The organism is Bradyrhizobium sp. LB11.1, from assembly GCF_040549385.1.
Classification (GTDB): Bacteria; Pseudomonadota; Alphaproteobacteria; order Rhizobiales; family Xanthobacteraceae; genus Bradyrhizobium.
The window spans coordinates 1-18,665 of the sequence record NZ_JBEPTH010000033.1; the positions used below are offsets into that span (position 1 = coordinate 1).

At 60.1% G+C, this 18,665-nt stretch carries 16 protein-coding genes and 4 pseudogenes; 18 read left to right on the forward strand and 2 right to left on the reverse strand.

Annotation, left to right across the window (positions count from 1 at the left end; translation table 11 throughout):
* Window positions 1-251: 251 nt before the first annotated feature.
* The 14 genes and pseudogenes from ABIA96_RS36665 to ABIA96_RS35690 all read left to right on the forward strand — a co-directional run bounded on the left by ABIA96_RS36665 (window position 252) and on the right by ABIA96_RS35690 (window position 14,764).
* The gene (locus ABIA96_RS36665; protein ID WP_502916605.1) at window positions 252-566 is read left to right on the forward strand and encodes a hypothetical protein; all 315 of its coding nucleotides are present in this window, start codon (window positions 252-254) and stop codon (window positions 564-566) included.
* 1,558 nt (window positions 567-2,124) lie between these two features.
* Window positions 2,125-3,627, forward strand: a complete 1,503-nt coding sequence (gene nifD, locus ABIA96_RS35630; RefSeq protein ID WP_247457920.1) for a nitrogenase molybdenum-iron protein alpha chain — start codon at window positions 2,125-2,127, stop codon at window positions 3,625-3,627.
* An 80-nt stretch (window positions 3,628-3,707) separates the two neighbouring features.
* Entirely contained in the window at window positions 3,708-5,267 is a 1,560-nt protein-coding gene (nifK, locus tag ABIA96_RS35635; protein ID WP_354070311.1) for a nitrogenase molybdenum-iron protein subunit beta, read from the forward strand.
* Window positions 5,268-5,388: 121 nt separating this feature from the next.
* Window positions 5,389-7,032, forward strand: coding sequence for a nitrogenase iron-molybdenum cofactor biosynthesis protein NifE (nifE, locus tag ABIA96_RS35640; RefSeq protein ID WP_354053160.1), 1,644 nt, complete (start codon window positions 5,389-5,391; stop codon window positions 7,030-7,032).
* A gap of 9 nt (window positions 7,033-7,041) precedes the next feature.
* Window positions 7,042-8,424: a nitrogenase iron-molybdenum cofactor biosynthesis protein NifN gene (gene nifN, locus ABIA96_RS35645; protein ID WP_354053161.1), complete on the forward strand. Its 1,383-nt coding sequence runs from the start codon at window positions 7,042-7,044 to the stop codon at window positions 8,422-8,424.
* A gap of 22 nt (window positions 8,425-8,446) precedes the next feature.
* Entirely contained in the window at window positions 8,447-8,842 is a 396-nt protein-coding gene (gene nifX, locus ABIA96_RS35650) for a nitrogen fixation protein NifX (RefSeq protein ID WP_247457917.1), read from the forward strand.
* 10 nt (window positions 8,843-8,852) lie between these two features.
* A pseudogene (locus tag ABIA96_RS35655) lies at window positions 8,853-9,321 on the forward strand (NifX-associated nitrogen fixation protein).
* A gap of 7 nt (window positions 9,322-9,328) precedes the next feature.
* On the forward strand, window positions 9,329-9,529 hold the full coding sequence (locus ABIA96_RS35660; RefSeq protein WP_018457678.1) for a CCE_0567 family metalloprotein: 201 nt from the start codon (window positions 9,329-9,331) through the stop codon (window positions 9,527-9,529).
* Window positions 9,530-9,542: 13 nt separating this feature from the next.
* Window positions 9,543-9,827: a ferredoxin III, nif-specific gene (fdxB, locus tag ABIA96_RS35665; protein ID WP_247457916.1), complete on the forward strand. Its 285-nt coding sequence runs from the start codon at window positions 9,543-9,545 to the stop codon at window positions 9,825-9,827.
* Between the two features lie 1,180 nt (window positions 9,828-11,007).
* Window positions 11,008-12,297 (forward strand): annotated as a pseudogene (locus ABIA96_RS35670) (cytochrome P450).
* 1 nt (window position 12,298) lies between these two features.
* A complete protein-coding gene (locus ABIA96_RS35675; RefSeq protein ID WP_247457915.1) occupies window positions 12,299-12,625 on the forward strand; it encodes a ferredoxin in 327 nt (108 codons plus the stop codon).
* Window positions 12,622-13,268 (forward strand): annotated as a pseudogene (locus tag ABIA96_RS35680) (SDR family NAD(P)-dependent oxidoreductase); the annotation flags it as partial. The gene ABIA96_RS35675 and the pseudogene ABIA96_RS35680, both read left to right, overlap by 4 nt.
* 154 nt (window positions 13,269-13,422) lie before the next feature.
* Window positions 13,423-13,849: pseudogene (locus tag ABIA96_RS35685) on the forward strand (cytochrome P450); the annotation flags it as partial.
* A gap of 510 nt (window positions 13,850-14,359) precedes the next feature.
* Window positions 14,360-14,764, forward strand: a complete 405-nt coding sequence (locus ABIA96_RS35690) for a hypothetical protein (RefSeq protein ID WP_247457914.1) — start codon at window positions 14,360-14,362, stop codon at window positions 14,762-14,764.
* A 572-nt stretch (window positions 14,765-15,336) separates the two neighbouring features.
* Here ABIA96_RS35690 and ABIA96_RS35695 read toward each other — a convergent pair.
* Entirely contained in the window at window positions 15,337-15,927 is a 591-nt protein-coding gene (locus ABIA96_RS35695) for a hypothetical protein (protein ID WP_247457913.1), read from the reverse strand.
* A 326-nt stretch (window positions 15,928-16,253) separates the two neighbouring features.
* Here ABIA96_RS35695 and ABIA96_RS35700 point away from each other — a divergent pair, with 326 nt between their 5' ends.
* Genes ABIA96_RS35700 through nifT form a run of 4 tightly spaced genes read left to right on the forward strand, consistent with a single transcriptional unit; the run spans window position 16,254 to window position 18,334 of the window.
* The gene (locus ABIA96_RS35700; protein ID WP_247457912.1) at window positions 16,254-16,574 is read left to right on the forward strand and encodes an iron-sulfur cluster assembly accessory protein; all 321 of its coding nucleotides are present in this window, start codon (window positions 16,254-16,256) and stop codon (window positions 16,572-16,574) included.
* Window positions 16,575-16,610: 36 nt separating this feature from the next.
* On the forward strand, window positions 16,611-16,904 hold the full coding sequence (locus ABIA96_RS35705; RefSeq protein ID WP_247457911.1) for a NifU family protein: 294 nt from the start codon (window positions 16,611-16,613) through the stop codon (window positions 16,902-16,904).
* 18 nt (window positions 16,905-16,922) lie between these two features.
* Complete coding sequence (gene nifS, locus ABIA96_RS35710; protein ID WP_354053162.1) at window positions 16,923-18,116, forward strand: cysteine desulfurase NifS; 1,194 nt, start codon at window positions 16,923-16,925, stop codon at window positions 18,114-18,116.
* On the forward strand, window positions 18,113-18,334 hold the full coding sequence (gene nifT / locus ABIA96_RS35715; RefSeq protein WP_354053163.1) for a putative nitrogen fixation protein NifT: 222 nt from the start codon (window positions 18,113-18,115) through the stop codon (window positions 18,332-18,334). Before nifS ends, nifT begins: the two co-directional genes overlap by 4 nt.
* Window positions 18,335-18,425: 91 nt before the next feature.
* Here nifT and ABIA96_RS35720 read toward each other — a convergent pair.
* Window positions 18,426-18,665: hypothetical protein (locus ABIA96_RS35720; protein ID WP_354053164.1), on the reverse strand; the 240-nt coding region annotated here is incomplete at its 5' end.

The following is an 18,665-nucleotide window of genomic DNA, read 5'->3' on the forward strand; positions in this document are numbered from 1 at the left end:
GCTAGAAATTACATCCAACTCTACCGCGCCGCTCCAAAAACGATCGGCGGAAATATGAAAATTCTCCATTTCAAGGTTTTTCAGCAGACTGCTAGGTGGTGTTGCGCCTGTTCGTTCTTATGCACATCCGGAACCTGAGCTATGGTGCTCTGGACGAGAGGAGCGCGCCGAGCTCGTCTGCCGCGATTTCTCGCGGGTGGGCGGTGGCAAGATGCCGGATGCCAAGACCATGGGCCGCGGCCGGTTCTGAGGTGCTCAAGCACATCCACGATCTGCTCGTGACGAAAGCGCAGGACAACGGCGTCATTGCAGGCGAGCGGATGCGCGTGGACACGTCCGGGGTGGAAACCAACATTCACCATTCGACCGACAGCACATTGCGGAACGGCGTGCGGGTGCAGACCGGACTGGAGGGCCTCCGCGAGGACCCCGATAGGATGTTGCCGCTGGTGCTGGAGGTGATGCGTCAAACCGGGCCCGCATCTTCCACGGCGACACTCTTGTGGAAGATGAGGTTCTCAGCGTGTTCGATCCGTCGACCGAGCAATGCCGGCAAGCCCGAATGACGTCGGCAAAATGATCAAGCTGGTAGAAGCCGAAAACCAGATCGTTGTCGACTACGAAGTCTATGCTCGGTGCCCCAGTGATTGCGATCTGTTGATCCAGGCCGTCGCAACCCACCAGGTCCAGCTGGGGACGCGCGCCGCGGGGGTGGCGACTGACTTCGGGTTCTACTCTGCCCGGAATGAGGCCGCTGCGAGAGTACGGGGTCAAGCGGGTTGCATTCCCAATCGATCGAGAAAAAAAAGCCCTGAGCGCATCGCGAACAGAAGAAGCGCCGGTTCCGCGATGGCCAGAAATGGAGCACGGGATGTGAAGGAAACATCAGCGTGGCTAACCGGCGAAATGGTCTCAATCGGCCCCGATACAAGGGTGACCCCGAATGCAGCGCTGGGTCGCTTTCAGCGTGATCTCTAACAACCACGTCAACATGGGCCGGACGACGAGCAGCCGAGCCGCTCCGGTAGACCTCGCACACATCATTGCTCGCTTCAGACCCCGGCCGTCCACCCGGCGGGCTTTGCTTTGGCCCACGCCGTTGGCCAAAGGTGGAAAGCATCAATTTTGCGCCGGCAAGCAGACTAGAGTGACCTATCCGACCGGCACTATTTGCCGAAGGGAGAGATATGCGAAACTTCATCGACGACTATGAACGCATCGCGAACTGGAGGGCAGCCCTCGCTCATCGAGCCGCTCTAGCGGTGTCCGTCTTCCGGGAGGAGGGCCTCACGCTCATGAGCAGACCGGCCTCGCTGTCGCTGCACTGGGTGCCACATGCCGGCTTCCTCACCATGAAAAGCGCGGAATTGCGTCGTGGCGTCTCCAATCGAGATCCTGAAGTGAGCTGCAACGACTGCCGAGGCTTGCGCCCTTGTAGGCTCTCGCGGGTTAAGGATCGATCAGCCCGACGTGCTCTCCGCGTGATCGGGTGTCGTTACATTTGAGCGCGTGTCCCCGTGATCGACTGGAATGACAAGCGAAGCGAAAGATCGCGCGTTAGTGAAACATGCGTTCTAGCCATTTCGCTGGGCGAAAGCGCAGGTAATTGTTTGGTTTCAGACATGGCGTTAGCGGGTACGCCTGTCGGTGCCAGACAGGGTGAGGTTTATAACAATCCTCATCCTGCCGGCTATCCAGCTCTAAAGACTTAAGTTTTTGTATTCAACCACGGCTGGCACACTCGTTGCAGACCCCTGCGCGATAGACGGCTGTTAGCCCTGCATCGACATGCAGAGGGATTGGCCGCCGGATGGCACGTGAGCGAGTAAAGAAGCGGATATGACCAATCGGTGGAGGGCGGGCATGACATCACCCAGACGCATCTTGGTCAGCGATCCCGGGGCAAATCAACAGCGTCACAGACGGTGCTCGCATGCGCTCAGCCGAGATGAAATACAACATCTGATCGACCGCTGCGGCACGATTAGAAGCTGCCGAAGTTGCGACCGGTAAGACCTGCAGGAAGATTGCACGCTTTAAGCCTGAACGCCGGATCGGAAATCCGTCGGTCCACCGGAGAAGCGCCCCGTCTTGATTTGACACGACAATGGAAAGGGATTGTGTATGAGCCGAGCAACTACCGAAAGCGTGGCAGAGATCAAGGCGCGCAACAAGCAACTAATCGACGACGTGTTGAAGGTCTACCCAGAGAAGACGTCCAAAAGGCGTGCCAAGCATCTGAGTGTTCACGAGGCGGGCAAGTCGGATTGCGGCGTCAAGTCGAATATTAAGTCCATTCCGGGCGTCATGACCATCCGTGGCTGCGCCTACGCCGGCTCCAAGGGCGTGGTCTGGGGGCCGATAAAGGACATGATCCACATTAGCCACGGTCCGGTCGGCTGTGGTCAGTACTCATGGGGCTCGCGACGCAACTACTACGTCGGCACGACCGGCATCGATACGTTCGTGACACTGCAGTTCACTTCCGATTTCCAGGAAAAGGATATCGTGTTCGGCGGCGATAAAAAGGTCACCAAACTCATTGACGAGCTCCAAGAGCTATTTCCTCTCAACAGGGGCATCACCATTCAGTCCGAATGTCCGATCGGTTTGATCGGCGACGATATCGAGGCGGTCTCCAGAGAAAAATCAAAGGAATATGGCGGCAAAACCATCGTGCCTGTGCGGTGCGAGGGTTTTCGCGGGGTATCACAATCGCTCGGCCATCACATCGCGAACGACGCCGTCCGAGATTGGATCTTCGACAAGAGTGCCCCAGAGGTCAGCTCTAAATTTGAGCCGACGCCGTATGATGTCGCCATCATCGGCGATTACAACATCGGTGGCGACGCCTGGTCGTCACGGATCCTGCTGGAAGAAATGGGCCTGCGCGTCATCGCCCAGTGGTCCGGTGATGGATCTCTCGCTGAATTGGAGGCAACGCCGAAGGCGAAGCTCAACATACTACATTGCTATCGCTCGATGAACTACATCTCACGGCACATGGAGGAAAAATTCGGGATTCCCTGGTGCGAGTACAACTTCTTTGGGCCTTCCAAAATCGCTGAGTCCCTGCGCAAAATTGCAAGCTTCTTCGATAATAAGATCATGGAAGGCGCCGAGCGCGTCATTACGAAATATCAGCCGCTTGTCGATGCGGTGACCGCGAAATATCGGCCGCGGCTCGATGGCAAGACCGTAATGCTGTTCGTCGGCGGCCTACGTCCTCGCCACGTCATCGGCGCCTATGAGGACCTCGGCATGGATGTTGTCGGCACAGGCTATGAGTTCGGTCACAACGACGACTATCAGCGCACCGCCCAGCACTACGTCAAGGACGGCACGCTGATCTATGACGATGTCACCGGCTACGAATTCGAGCGCTTCGTAGAAAAGATCCGGCCCGACCTCGTTGGCTCCGGTATCAAGGAAAAATACGTCTTCCAAAAAATGGGCGTGCCGTTCCGCCAAATGCATTCCTGGGACTACTCGGGTCCTTACCACGGTTATGACGGCTTCGCGATCTTCGCTCGAGACATGGACATGGCAATCAACTCCCCGATCTGGGGGAAGACCACCGCACCTTGGAAGGACGCTCCGCGGCCGAGCCTCATGGCGGCGGAATAGGAAAGCGGACGCCCGGCCCTTTCTTCAACAGAGGAGGGGAAGGGCAGGAGAACGAACACAAGAACCTGAAGAGTGCCATGATGACACAGAACGCCGAACACATACTCGACCACTCTGAGCTTTTCCAGGGAGACGAATACCAGCAGATGCTGGCCAATAAGAGGGCGCTATTCGAGAATCCGCACGATCCCGCCGAAGTCGACCGTATCAGAGAATGGTCCAAGACGCCCGAATACCGCGAGAAGAACTTCGCCCGCGAGGCGCTAACCGTTAATCCGGCGAAGGCTTGCCAGCCGCTGGGTGCGGTGTTCGCCGCGCTCGGGTTCGAGCGCACACTGCCGTTCGTCCACGGCTCCCAGGGTTGCGTCGCGTATTATCGCAGCCACTTGTCGCGGCACTTCAAGGAGCCGACCTCGTGCGTCTCCTCGTCCATGACTGAAGACGCGGCTGTGTTCGGGGGGCTCAACAACCTGACCGACGGGCTTGCCAACAGCTACAACATGTACAAGCCGAAGATGATCGCGGTCGCCACGACTTGCATGGCGGAAGTCATTGGCGACGACCTCAACGCCTTCATCAAAACATCAAAGGAAAAAGGTTCAGTCCCCGCGGACTATGACGTGCCATTCGCTCACACTCCTGCATTCGTCGGTAGCCACATCACGGGCTACGACAACACGCTGAAGGGCATCCTCGAGCATTTCTGGGATGGTAAAGCCGGCACAGCGCCTAAACTCCAGCGCAAAGCGAACAACTGGATCAACTTCATCGGTGGCTTCGACGGCTACACTGTCGGAAACATCCGTGAGATAAAGCGGATATTCGAGCTGATGGGGATCGGCTACACGATCCTCGCGGATAACAGCGATGTGTTCGATACCCCCACCGACGGCGAGTTCCGCATGTATGATGGGGGCACCACACTAAACGATGCCGCGAACGCAGTCCATGCGAAGGCAACCATTTCCATGCAGCAATATTGTACGGAGAAGACGTTGCCCTTCATCAAGGGGCACGACCAGGAGGTCGTCGCCTTCAATCACCCGCTGGGTGTCAGCGCTACGGACGATTTCCTGATGACGCTGTCGCGTATCACCAACAAGGCAATTCCAAATGCGCTGGAGCGGGAGCGCGGGCGTCTAGTAGACGCAATGGCTGACTCTAGCGCGCATGTTCACGGCAAGAAGTTCGCGATCTACGGCGATCCCGACCTCTGCTATGGCCTGGCCGCATTCTTGCTGGAGCTTGGCGCTGAGCCGACCCACGTGCTCTCGACCAACGGGAGTAAGGCCTGGGAGCAGAAGATGCAGGCGCTGTTCGCGACCTCGCCGTTCGGTAAAAACTGCCGCGCCTTCCCGGGCAAGGATCTCTGGCACATGCGTTCGCTCCTGTTCACAGAACCGGTCGATTTCCTGATGGGTAACACCTACGGCAAGTATCTCGAGCGTGACACTGGAACGCCGCTAATCCGCATCGGGTTTCCCATCTTCGATCGCCATCATCACCATCGCTATCCAGTGTGGGGCTATCAGGGTAGCATGAATGTGCTGGTCAAGATTCTGGACAAGATCTTTGATGAGATCGATAGAAAAACCAGCTCGGTTGGCAAGACAGACTACAGCTTCGACATCATACGCTAACGCGAGCGCCCCGCCTCATCGTCCGCAGGAACAGCGGCGCTGCGGCGGGGATCACAGGTTATCCGCCGGCCCATCCTCTTGGTCTGTGCGGATGTCTTGACATCCCCCCGAAAGACACACCATGACTTCGCTTCCCACGACCATACAGGACGTCTTTAACGAACCGGGCTGCGCCAGGAACGCGAGCAAGTCGAACTTCGAGCGCAAGAATGGATGCACCAAGCAGCTGAAGCCGGGCGGCGTCGCCGGTGGGTGTGCCTTCGATGGCGCCAAAGTCGCACTGCAGCCCTTCACCGACGTCGCCCATCTTGTGCATGGTCCAATCGCCTGTGAGGGCAATTCTTGGGACAATCGCGGTTCCGGCTCCTCCGGCTCCGATCTGTGGCGCAGAAGCTTCACCACGGACATGAGCGAGACCGACATCGTGTTCGGCGGCGAGAAGCGGCTGTACAGAGCAATCAAGGAGATCACAGAGAAATACGACCCGCAGGCCATCTTCGTCTACCAGACATGCGTGCCCGCAATGATCGGTGACGACATCGATGCGGTCTGCAAGGCGGCCTCCGCCAAATTTGGCAAACCGGTCATTCCCATCAATGCACCGGGATTTGTGGGGTCGAAGAACCTTGGCAACAAGCTCGCAGGCGAAGCACTGCTGGAGCACGTCATCGGTACCGGAGAGCCCGACTACACCACTGCGTATGACATAAACATCATCGGCGAATACAACTTGTCCGGCGAGCTCTGGCAGGTCAAGCCGCTGCTCGATGAGCTCGGAATCCGGATCCTGTCGTGCATCTCGGGGGACGGAAAGTATCGCGAGGTGGCTTATTCGCACCGAGCCAAAGCCGCGATGATGGTCTGCTCAAAGGCAATGATCAACGTCGCACGCAAGATGAGGCAGCGCTACGGCATCCCGTTTTTTGAAGGCTCGTTCTACGGTATTGAGGATTCCAGCGATTCACTACGCCAGATCGCGCGCATGCTGATCGAACGCGGCGCGCCGGCTGAGCTGATGGAACGCACGCAAGCCCTGATCACACGCGAAGAGACCAAAGCCTGGGCTGCGATTGAACGTTTCAAGCCACGCTTTGCCGCCAAGAGGGTTGTTCTCATCACCGGTGGCGTGAAATCCTGGTCGATGGTGGCCGCTTTGCAAGAGGCCGGGCTCGAGATCGTCGGCACGTCGGTGAAGAAATCGACCAGGAAGGACAAGGAACGTATCAAGGAGTTAATGAGCCAGCACGCCCACATGATCGAGGACATGTCGCCTCGCGAGATCTACAAGATGCTAAAGGACGAAAAAGCCGACATCATGCTCTCCGGCGGCAAGTCGCAATTCGTCGCACTAAAGGCGGCGATGCCGTGGCTCGATATCAACCAGGAGCGCTGTCACGCCTATATGGGCTATATCGGGATTCTCAAGCTCATGCAGGAGATCGAGAAAGCGCTCTACAATCCGATATGGGATCAGCTCCGCCAAGCCGCGCCATGGGATGAGTTCGACCGAAAGCGTCAGGCAAAGGCGGCTGCGCAGATGTATGCGCAAGCCGCTGATCCAGTTCGAGACGCGAGCAAGAACGGCGTCAATACGATAAGTCTCTCCAATGGAAATGAGGCCAGCGGTGGCGAGAGCGCGATTGCGGCGCATGGCCTGAACCTCGCAACGGCCGCCAAGCCGTGCACCAATTCCGCCGCACGGTGCGTTGCTTGTAAGGACATTCGTTCCGATCTGCAGCCCCCGACGCTGCAGGCGGCGGAGTAGGGGAACGGCATGGCGATCGTCACTACCTCGAAGAAAGCCTGTTCGGTCAATCCGCTCAAAATGAGCCAGCCGATCGGCGGCTCATTTGCCTTCCTGGGTGTGCGCGGCGCGATGCCGCTTTTGCACGGCCCGCAAGGTTGCACCTCCTTCGGGCTAACGCTGTTCGTGCGCCATTTCAATGAAGCCGTGCCGATGCAGACGACCGCCATGAGCGAGGTTGCCACCGTGCTCGGTGGCCACGAGAATCTCGAACAGGCGATCCTCAACATTTACAATCGCGTCGAGCCCGAGATCATTGGTATCAATTCGACTGGCGTCACCGAGACCAACGGCGATGACGTCGAAGCATTCATCCGGTTGATCCGACAGAAGCATCCAAAGCTCGAAAAGCTCCCCCTTGTCTACGTCTCGACCCCGGATTTCAAGGATGCCTTTCAGGATGGCTGGGGCAAGACGGTGGCGCGGATGATCGAGATTCTTGTGGCTCCCGTCGACACAGCGAGATCGCGCGATATCTCCCGCGTCAACGTGCTACCTGGATGCCACCTCACGCCCGGCGATCTCGACGAGCTTCGCACGATTTTTGAGGATTTTGGGCTCAAGCCCTCGTTCCTGCCGGACGTCGCCGGTTCGCTGGACGGTCACATCCCCGACGAATTCACGCCCACCACGATCGGGGGCATTGGAGTGGACGAGATTGCGACCATGGGGCAGGTGGCCTGGACGATCGCGATCGGCGCGCAAATGCGCCGCGCGGCCGAGGCCATGCAGGTGCGGACAGGCACGCCGTTCCGTCTGTTCGAGCGGCTCTGTGGCCTTATCCCAAATGACGAATTCATCGCCTTCCTGAGCCAGATCAGCGGCCGGTCGGTGCCCTGGAAATATCGCCGGCAGCGTGGACAACTGGCAGACGCCATGCTGGATGCACATTTCCATATCGGCGGCCGCAAGCTCGCGATCGGCGCCGAGCCGGACTTGTTATTCGATCTCTCCAGCTTGCTCCACGAGATGGGCGCACAGGTAAGTGCTGCGGTGACGACGACGAACTCACCGGTGCTCCAGCGGGTCAGGACCGAGGACGTCCTGATCGGCGATCTGGAGGACCTTGAAGAGCTTGCCAGGTCGCGTGACTGCGACCTCTTGATGTCGCATTCACATGGTCGCCAGGCCGCTTCGCGACTCAATGTCCCGTTCTTCCGGGTAGGCTTTCCGATGTTCGATCGCCTTGGCGCTGCGCACCTCACGATCGTCGGCTATCGCGGCACGCGCAATCTGATCTTTGACATCGCCAATCTGATCATCACCGACCGCGAAGCCAACCATGGGCCGACGCCCGACACCTGGCGATCAACCTGCGGCGGCCCGCAGGTCCATCCGCCCCAGTTGCATTGAGCAGGGAGAGAAAACAACCCGGATGAAAGTTGCATTCGCCACTCAGGACTTGAAGCAGGTCGATGCCCACTTCGGCTGGGCCAAGAACATTGCGATCTACGAGGTCGGCCCCAACGGGCATCGGTTTATTGAGGCGATCCAGTTCGACGGTGACCTCACCGAAGACGGCAATGAGGATAAGCTCGCGCCGAAGATCGAGGCGATCAGGGAGTGCGCAATCCTCTATGTTGCGGCGATTGGCGGCTCGGGTGCTGCGCGAGTCGTCGCCAGGAACATCCATCCGATGAAGGTGCTGCAGCCAGAGCCCATCCACGACCTTTGCGTCAAACTCGAAACCGTGCTGAAGGGCTCGCCGCCGCCCTGGCTGCGGAAGCTGCTCACCAAAAGCCGGGAACGTACGGTGGATTTCGAAGCCTGAAGGAACAAAGATGGCTGATCCGTCTGAAGTCACTCCAGCCGCCGCCGCGGCGGAAGGGCCACTTCTGAAAGAGCTCGTCAAGATCTGGCGCGCCCAGGACACCCACGGCGCCTGGGGGGCAAAAAGGATCTCGAGCTGTTCGAACCCTACGTTCTCGACAACCGCAAACGCGGTGCGCTGCCGATCGTCGGCAATCCCGACCCGGACACGACATCGCGGCTGGAGCTGTTCCTCGACGCCGTTGTGCTCTCGGTCGAGACGGCAACCGATGTGATGATCTCGCCAATGCTGAAGATGCATCGCGAAGGGTTCGGTCGGATCGTGCTGATCGTCGGCCGGCTCGTTGTCGTGAGCAAGCAGCTGCGCGACGTGCATCGCTTTGGTTTCGACCATCTCTCTGATCTCGCCAATCAGGCGACAAATTCGTCAACAGTGGCGTTGAGATGATCCGTAAGTTCCCGGAAGTGGCGAGTTGTTGAGGCTAGTGTGAGCGATATCGAAACTCTGAAAGCGGAAATAAAGAAGCTGTCGGCCAAGGCGACCCAGGCCAAGATGGACCTCCACGATCTCTCCGAGGAGCTGCCGGTCAACTGGTCGTCGATCCTGAGCGTGGCTCAGAAGGCCCACGCTGCCTTCAGCGAGCTCGAAAGCAAGCGCCAATATCTCGAGGCGCTGGACAAAACATAGCGGACGGTTAGCCATGTCATTCAGGACCCGCGACGGTCGCAATTGGAGGCCGGACTACCTGGTTTCTATCGATCTCAACAAGTGCATCGGCTGCGGCCGCTGCTACAAGATCTGCGGCCGTGAGGTCATGACGCTGAAGGGGCTAAGCGAGGGTGGCGAGATCATCGACCTCGACGCGGACGACGATGAGCTCGAAAAGAAGGTCATGGTGCTGAAGGACGAAGGCGCTTGCATCGGCTGCAGCGCCTGCGCCCGGGTGTGCCCAACAAACTGTCAGACCCACACACTACCTGGTTGATTTAGCTTTCTCCGACGAGATCGGCGAGTGAGTTGTCAGATACAAGCTGGTAGGGAACGCCCAGATCCGACTTGTTCTAACGTGAAGCCGGCAGTTGCCGAATCGGCCGCGACCTCGCATGGGCCCCGGCGGCGAAGGCCAGCAGGATCGTGAAAACGACAATGCCGACACCGTCGTTGAAGAGTGAGTCGCTCTGCTTGTCGACCTCGAGACTTTCAGCTGCCTTTACATTTTGAGCGCACCTATGACCGCCACCGGATCGGTCAGGCTGATGAGAGCGCCAAACACCAGCGCCCAGGACAGCGGCAGCGACTAAGCAAGGAGACCAGCGGCCTGCCAGAATAGAAAGCCAACGATAAACGTCGACGTGAGCGTGGTGAAGGTGGCAAGCTCGATTACGGGTACGGCGCGGCTTACCAATTGCGAGATCGACGTGGAGCGCTCCCCCGAAGAGCAAGAATGCTAGTATCCCGTTCATGACAACCGACGTGAAGTCGATCTGGAGCACTGTCGTTGTTAGCGCTTCGAGCAGATGCTGTTCTGGCGACGAACGCAGAGATCCCGCGTTTACCTGACGCTTCTGGCTCGATTGCAAGGCTCGCGAATAGTGATGACGAACGGTGGATCAGCATACCATAAGCCCTGTGCAAAAAAGGCGGGCTTCGTGCCCCAACCCTTTATTGGGAACGCGTGTGCGCGGATCTCATCATGGCCTGGCTGCAACAGCAGTCCACTTGCCAGAGGCCGGATATATTTAAGCAACTGGAATCGGCATTCAGGAGAACTGATAAAGAAGGTGTCGCCAGTCTGGCGTCTGACGACTATCCGACACTGTTCTGTCGCCTTTGTTGGTCCGCGACACCGGCCTAGTCCGCCGAGCTCTTGTCTGGCCTCAGTTAATCCGCTGAAAAGCAATCACAATCTTTTTCTTCTGTTGGGTCGGCCAAATTGGCACGAGTTTTGACACTCCTTCGTTGCGAGCCGGGAGCCGCCGACCGACCTTCATTTCGTGGATGACACCGCGATCGATGGAACGAAGAAAGAAAATCAAAATGTCAAATCCGCATCAGACAGCATTCTATGGGAAGGGGGCCTCGGCGAAATCGCCCCGATGTACTCCGCAATTTGCCCGGGCGCCTGGCGCGCGCCGGACAGATCAGCCAGCCAACAGGTAAGCAAGATGGACGTGCAAGAAACCACGGCAGCATGCCGGACGCCTTCGCCGAACTGGCGTCGCCAGCGCGCATCCACGACCCGTGTCCGTTTATGCGGTGGTTGCGCGAGCACGATCCGGTGCATCGCGCGGCGTCGGGCCTCTTTCTGTTGAGCCGCCACGCCGACATCTACTGGGCGCTCAAGGCCACGGGCGATGCGTTTCGGGCGCCGGCGCCGGGCGAACTGGTGCGCTATTTTCCGCGTGCGGCGACCAGCCTGTCACTCAATCTGCTGGCGTCTACACTAGCGATGAAGGACCCACCGGCGCATATGCGTCTGCGCCGGCTGATCTCGCGCGATTTCACCATGCGCCAGATCGAGAACCTGCGGCCGAGCATCGCGCGCATCGTCGCAGCGCGCCCGGACGGCATGGCGCCCGCGCTGGAGCGTGGGAAGCCGGTGGACCTGCATCGGGAATTCGCGCTGGCCTTGCCCATGCTGGTCTTGGCCGAACCTGTTCGGCATGCCCCAGGACGACATGTTCGGGCTCGCCGCCGTCATCGGCCCCATTCTGAGAGGCCTGGGCCCGCACGCCAGCGACCCCCAGCTCGCCGCGGCGGACGCGGCCAGCGCCAGGGTGCAGGCCTACTTCGGCGACCTCTATACAGCGTAAGCGCACCGATCCCCGCCACGACATCGTGTCGATGCTGGTCGGCGCACACGACCACGATGCCGACACGCTGTCGGATGCGGAGTTGATCAGCATGCTTTGGGGCATGCTGCTGGGCGGCTTCTCAACCACTGCTGCGACCATCGACCATGCGGTCTTGGCGATGCTGGGGTATCCCGAACAGCGGCACTGGCTTCAGGGAGACGCCGTGGGGGTGAAGGCATTGGTCGAAGAAGTCCTGCGCCGCGATTCGCCCGTCATGTTCAGCACCACTATGCGTATCGCCCGGCGCGACATCGAATTGGGCGGCGTGGTGATCCCGAAGAACACGGACGTGCCCGTGCTGATCGCGGCCGGCAATCGCGACCCGGACGCCTTCGCCGATCCCGACCGCTTCGATCCCGCGCGGTTCTACGGCACCAGTCCTGGCATGTCGACGGACGGGAAGATCATGCTGAGCTTCGGCACGGCATCCGCTGCTGCGTCGGTGCGCAACTGGCCAGGGTGCAGTTGGCCGAGAGCCTGCCGCGGATCCAGGCGCGCTTCCCCACGCTGGCATTGGCTAAGCCGCCGACCCGGGAGCCCTCCGAGTTCCTTAGGACGTTCCGCGCGCTGCCGGTGCTGCTGCATGCGCAGGGGGGCTGAGATGCGCGTCGTGATCGACCAGGATCTGTGCGCAACCAGCGGGCAGTGCGTGCTGACGCTGCCGGGCAACTTTCGCCAGCGCGAACCGGACGGCGTGGCCGAAGTGTGCGTGGCGACGGTCCCGCAGGCGCCGCACGCGGCCGTGCGGCTCGCGGCCAACCAATGCCCAGTCGCCGCCATTCGGGTCATCGAAAGCGACGTTGGCGATGACGAGCGCGCCAGCGCCGACCCTGCGCCTTCTCCGGCGGAGGCCGAGCGGCATGCCGCGAAAGACCAGCGCAATCCAGGAGGACACGATGGCGGTTTGAAGGCAAGGTGGCCGTGGTGACCGGCGCTGGCGCCGGCATCGCCAAGGCCGCGCCCTCGCCATCGCGCGCGAGGGCGGCAGAGTGGTGGTGGCCCACATTGATGGCTCGGCGGCCATCGCCTGCACCGCGCAGATCGCGGCCGAAGCGGGCCACGCGGCTGGCCCTGGCCATGGACATCGCCGACGCGCAGTCGGTGGCAGCGCTGCTCGAGACGGCGGAGCGGCACGTCGGTGGGGTTGACCTGGTGAACAACGCGAGCGACATGCATCTGACCCCGCGCCACCGCGCGATCCTCGACCTGGACCTGGCGGTCTCGGATCAGACCATGGCGACCAATCTGCGCGGCACGCTGCTCTGCTGCCGGCAGGCCATATCGCTCGCGGCGGTGGCGCGATCGTCAACAAGTGGTCGTGCCAGGCGCTCAGCGGTGACACCGCGCAGACGTCCTACGCCGCGTCGAAGGCGGGGATGAAAATGCTGTCGGCCTCGCTCGCCACCCAGTACGGTCATGCGCAGATCCGCTGCAAGGCGATTGCGCCGGGTCTCGTCATGACCGAGCGTCTCCTCGCCATCTGGACGAGTGCATGCAACGGCATCTGCGCCGGCACCAGCTCCTGCCGCGCGTCGGCTGCCCCGAGGGACGTGGCCGCGCTGGTGGCATTCCTGCTCTACGACGATGCTGCGTTCATCACCGGCCAGGTCGTGTGCATCGACGGCGGCATGCTGGCGCATGTGCCGACGTACGCCGACGGTCGCAACAGCCGCGCCGCGCGGCCTGCAGGCACACCGCCGAAGCGGCCGCGGCGCCGCGCTGCTGATGGACATGCTGCTCAACCCGCTGGACCGTCGGCACCGGCTGCGGCACGACATCCCGCTCCGTGCGCGGCGCTTTCCCCCTGGTCGGGCATCTTCCCGCCATCGTCTGCGACCTGCCGCGCCTGCTGCGGCGCGCGGAACGGACGCTGGGCAGCCACTTCTGGCTGGAGTTCGGCCCTGCCGGACACCTGATGACCTGCGTGGATCCGGATGCGTTTGCACTGCTCCGGCACAAGGACGTGTCCTCGGCGCTGATCGAAGAGATCGCGCCCGAATTGCTTGGCGGAACGTTGGTTACCCAGGACGGCGGCGCGCACCGGCGGGCGCGCGATGCGATCAAGGCGGCGTTCCTGCCCAAGGGGCTGACCCAGGCCGGCATCGGCGATCTGTTCGTGCCCGTCATCCGGGCGCGGGTGCATGCCGGAAGGAGGTCCGCATAGACAAGAGCTGGGAGAGCCTGTTCGACGGCGACATCGGCTTGTCGATCGGCGATGGCAAGAAGATCAGCTGCAGAACGCGGTTGTGAATCATGAGGCGGAGACGTATGCCCTTCTTCGCCGGGTTTGCCCGGATTGCCAAACGTTCCGACCGGCCAAGCACTACACGACACGCCGGATCCGAACCGTCTTCTGCACCGTTGAGGTTCGCAATCCGCGATGGATGCTGTGCCGGAATGCCATCCAGGGGCGACCGAGCGACACCGGAGCTTATGGAACTGCCGGCGCGGCTAGGAAGCATGCTGCCCTACCGGCAGGCGCCGAAGGTGATGCCCGATTTCCTGCCCACTGAACCGACTGAGACGCATGCGACGGACAACGTACCATCAGGATCGGCAAGCGGCTCAACGACCAGGTCATGCAGGAAACTGGCGTGCGAGGTCCCAAACGGATGACCGATGCCAGCTTGAGATGCAGCTTCCCGGAGCTCGGCGCAAAGAGTTGGTCATCAGCATCGATACGGCGCACCTTCGTAGCGATGATCAACATTCGGCGCGAAATTGCGAGCTCGTCGTGGCCAGATGCGCCCGCGGAGGACGGGGAGAAAGGGGCAGTCGCTATTTCTTAACCGGCAGCACCGATCATCAGGCAATCCGTGATCGTGCTCTTCGCCCTCTCCAGGAAGTCGGATATCGCGGCTTTGGGGATGTGACGGTAATCTCGGACGGGGCCGAAATCCTAAAGCGGCTGCCCGGCGCCATGCCGAAACCAACGACCCACATCATCGACTGGTTTCATATTGCCATGGAGATCCAGCGCATACAGCAGATCGCCGATCGCATCGTACGATCCCGATCAGGCCCCTTTGAGCGCTTCCAACCATCGGCAGGGACATCAGAGCTGTGAAGTGGCGTCTGTGGCATGGGCGGGTCGGCAGCGCGATCCGCGACCTGGAGCAACTTCCTAGGACAGATTCAGTTGCGGCATTCTGCGTAGCTTCGGTTCGTTCTCTCAACATTGAAGACGTGCGGCCAACTCTGCTCAGCTACCGCTTGGCCGGGTCGGTTTCCATCATTCATGGGCGCAGCTCGTCGATAACTTCGGCTGGCGAGCATCGAACGCCGCGACATCTCTGCGCCACGCAGGCTGGCAAAGGCCTGGAGCATAGCGCCAAAGCCGAACCATACATCGGCGATCCGCCCTCCGAAATGTGACCGCGATCATCAACCGATGAGCATTGGATTCTCCGGATCCCTCATGGATGCAGTCAGGCGGACGGTCGCGGCCAGCCACCCCTCAGTGCAACGACAGTGCTCTTGGCCAACACACGACTAGCAGAGTGGCCGTGTGATCTCCCGAAAGGTAGGCCGATAAGTCCATGACCAGGATTTGTCAGAGCCAGTCCCGGCGAAGCGGGCGCAGTGACCCTCTCACGGCATACTCGTCGAGCTGGCGAGAGAGAGGTCTGAGGTAATGCCTCAGACGGGGCGGTTTTCGCTTCTGTTCTTCACCGGCTCCATTTTGGCCAGGCCGTCCTCGTATGAAACTTCCGTGTATGATCCACCGATGTCCTTGGCCGCGTCGAGCAGGTAGTCGAGCCTACCGGCCGCACCGAGCTTCTTGATGTCATTCTTGTCGACGCCGGCGAGGTCCATCATCTCCTTCCACACAGTTGATTCGTCGCAAGGCAGAATGCGGAAGGTGATGTCGCCTATCTTGGTGCGGTATTTCGCGAGCAGATCAATGTTGTTGCAGAACATGAAATAGCTGCCTTTGGGGCTCAGTCTGCCATCCAGAACCTTTGCGGCCTGAGGTAGATAGGCGAAGGAGTGCAGATATCCGGCAAGGACTGGGATGGTCGGTTCGCCTTCCTGCGCGATTGCAAGAACTTGTTCGATGGAATAGTCCGGCGGTCGTTTTTCGTCGGCGAGCTGGGCTTGGAACTTCAGCGCGATGTCGCCCCGAAATCCAAATCGCCCCGACTTCGTTGTCTCGGTCTTAAGCACCGCATTCAGCAATCGCCCCTCCTTGTCCAAATGGCCAAGAGCGGTTTTGTCGATCGACGTCATGGAAGGCTCCTCATCAATCTGTAGTGTACATGCAGGCCCAATGCGGCATGTCCGCCAACCTTGTGCAAGTTGTTTGCCATGCGCCTATGTCTGTAGCGACGCACAGCGTAAGCGGCGGCTCGGCGCAATGTGCATGAATACGTGCTGGCACCATCACGAGGTCTCGGCCGGATGAGGTCGGGACGCCGGAAAACCGCCTGTCTCAAAGCCGACAGGTCGCAAATCGTATGGTCGCCGCCTGCAAAACCAATCGATTTCAGCTGCATCCGGACTGGCATGGGATTTGCGAATTGTGCCTCGCGACAGAAACTGAGAGCGAGCCAGAAATGATCAACCTAACGGATAGCGCCATCAACGCACTGAAGGCCGCAATCTCCTCGACAACCCAGCCGGCAGGCGGTTTGCGGGTCATGGTCGAAGGCGGCGGTTGCCAAGGGTTCACATACAGAATGGGTCTTGCTCATGAGCCGGTCTCCGATGAACCCGTGTTCGAGCAAGACGGGATCAAAGTCTTCGTCGACAACGCGAGCCGGGCGCATCTCAACGGCACCACGATCGATTTCGTGGTGTCGCTCGAAGGATCAGGGTTCCGCTTCGATAACCCAAATGCCAAATCGAGCTGCTCCTGCGGCAAATCGTTCAGCTGAGCGGCCTTCGGACCATTCGCAAAAGGAGCATCGAACATGGGCCTGAAGGCTGAACGAACGAAGCAGTCTTCGAATGCAGAGGCTTCCGATCGCGAGCGGATTATCCGCGCCGTGCTCGATGACGTTCGGCCAAGCCTCAGGCGTGATCGTGGCGATTGTGAGCTCGTCGAAATCGAAGGCAACAAGCTCATGTTCAGGCTCACCGGCGCCTGCATGTTATGCAAGCTTGCGGGAGCGACGCTCGCGGCCATTCAGGCGCGCCAGGTCGAGCGGCTCGGCGAGTTCGTCCGCCTGATCCCGCTCCCCGGAGCTGCCAAAGTGGGGCCTTAAGTGCAGAGCGGACAATCCGTGCGGCCGATCTACCTGGATAACAACGCGACGACCCGTGCACATCCTTTGGTGGTCGCGGCAATGCTGCCGTTCTTCGCTGGGCAATTCGGCAATCCGTCGTCCGGGCATGCATTCGGCATTGAGGTTGCGCCCGCATTGAAACAAGCGCGCCGGAAGCTGCAGGCCCTCGTTGGCGCGGCATTCGATCACGAGATCGTCTTCACCTCGGGGGCAACTGAATCCGACAACACCGCGATCCTGTCCGCGCTCGCCGTGCAGGAAGGACGCGACGAGATCGTCACTACGGCCGTTGAGCATTCAGCCGTGCTGTCCCTTGCCGAGGAGCTGGGCCGACGAGGAATCAATACCCATGTCATTCCGGTCGATGCAAGCGGCCGATTGAACATCGAGGCTTATCGCAACGCATTGTCGAGGCGCACGTCAATCGCCTCGGTCATGTGGGCCAATAATGAGACCGGGACGATCTTTCCGGTGAAATCCCTCGCCAAGATGGCGCGCTCAGTCGGCGCGCTCTTTCACACCGATGCGGTCCAGGCGGTCGGGCGGATTCCGATTGACCTGAAGACTACGGACATCGACATGCTGTCGCTCTCCGGCCATAAGGTTTATGGTCCGAAGGGAATCGGCGCGCTGTATGTGCGCAAGGACATCAAATTCCGACCGCTGATCTTCGGCGGCGCACAGGAGCGGCATCGCCGCGCTGGCACCCAAAACGTTCCGGGCATTATTGGGCTCGGCAAGGCGGCGGAACTCGCTGCGGCAGGCCTCATAGAAGAGCAGATGCAGATTGGCGTGCTTCGCGACCGGCTGGAGCAAGGCATTCTCGCTCTCGGCTGTTGCATCGTGCTTGGTGATATCAATAACCGCTTGCCAAATACGTCCAACATCGCATTCGAGCATCTCGAAGCAGAGGCCATCGTCGACCACCTGAACCACAACGGAATTGCCGTCTCGCTCGGTTCAGCCTGCGCGTCCGGCTCGATGGAGCCGTCCCATGTCCTGCGCGCGATGAGAGTACCACCGGCCTTTTTGCGCGGTGCGGTTCGCTTCTCGCTGTCGCACGAGACGGCGCCGGATGAGATCGATCGTGTCCTGCAAGTCCTGGCGGACATCAATGGCAAACAGAGAGCCTTGTGGCGTGCGTGTCAGGAGCGCGCGGGTGAGAGCTCACAACTTGCGGAGCTCCTATGAAGGTCATGATTCGCCGTTCGCCCGAGACGGGGCTTTCGATTTATGTGCCCAAGAAGGATCTTGAGGAGTCGATTGTCGAATGTGAGCACGAGACGCTGTGGGGTGGTTGGATCAGAATCGCGAACGGGTGGGTGCTCGACCTACCCGCGATGGCGAGTGACACCACCCTTCCAATTACTATCAATGCCAGGAAGCGCGGCGGCGAAGCAACCGAATGATGAATGCTGCGACTCCACAGAACCTCGCCAAACCAGCGGATGCGGAAGCTGTTCTTGGCGCAGCGGTCCGGCCTTTGCGAGGAAGGCCACATCATTCCCTGGCTTTGGCTTGGCGTGATCGAAGGTTCAGCCCAACGTGCCGATGAGTCCGGAAGCGGTCGAAGCGTTCTTGGGAACCAAGATGGCGCCGACGCATGGTGCCAAACGCAATACTCGGCCTAGCATTACAGTTGTCTTTTTGATTTGACATGAGCGCGTTGAGCGGCAGCCTGATGAGCTCTGCGCCAGAAAGACCATGCGATGATGCGTGCGGGTTGAATACGCTTTCGAG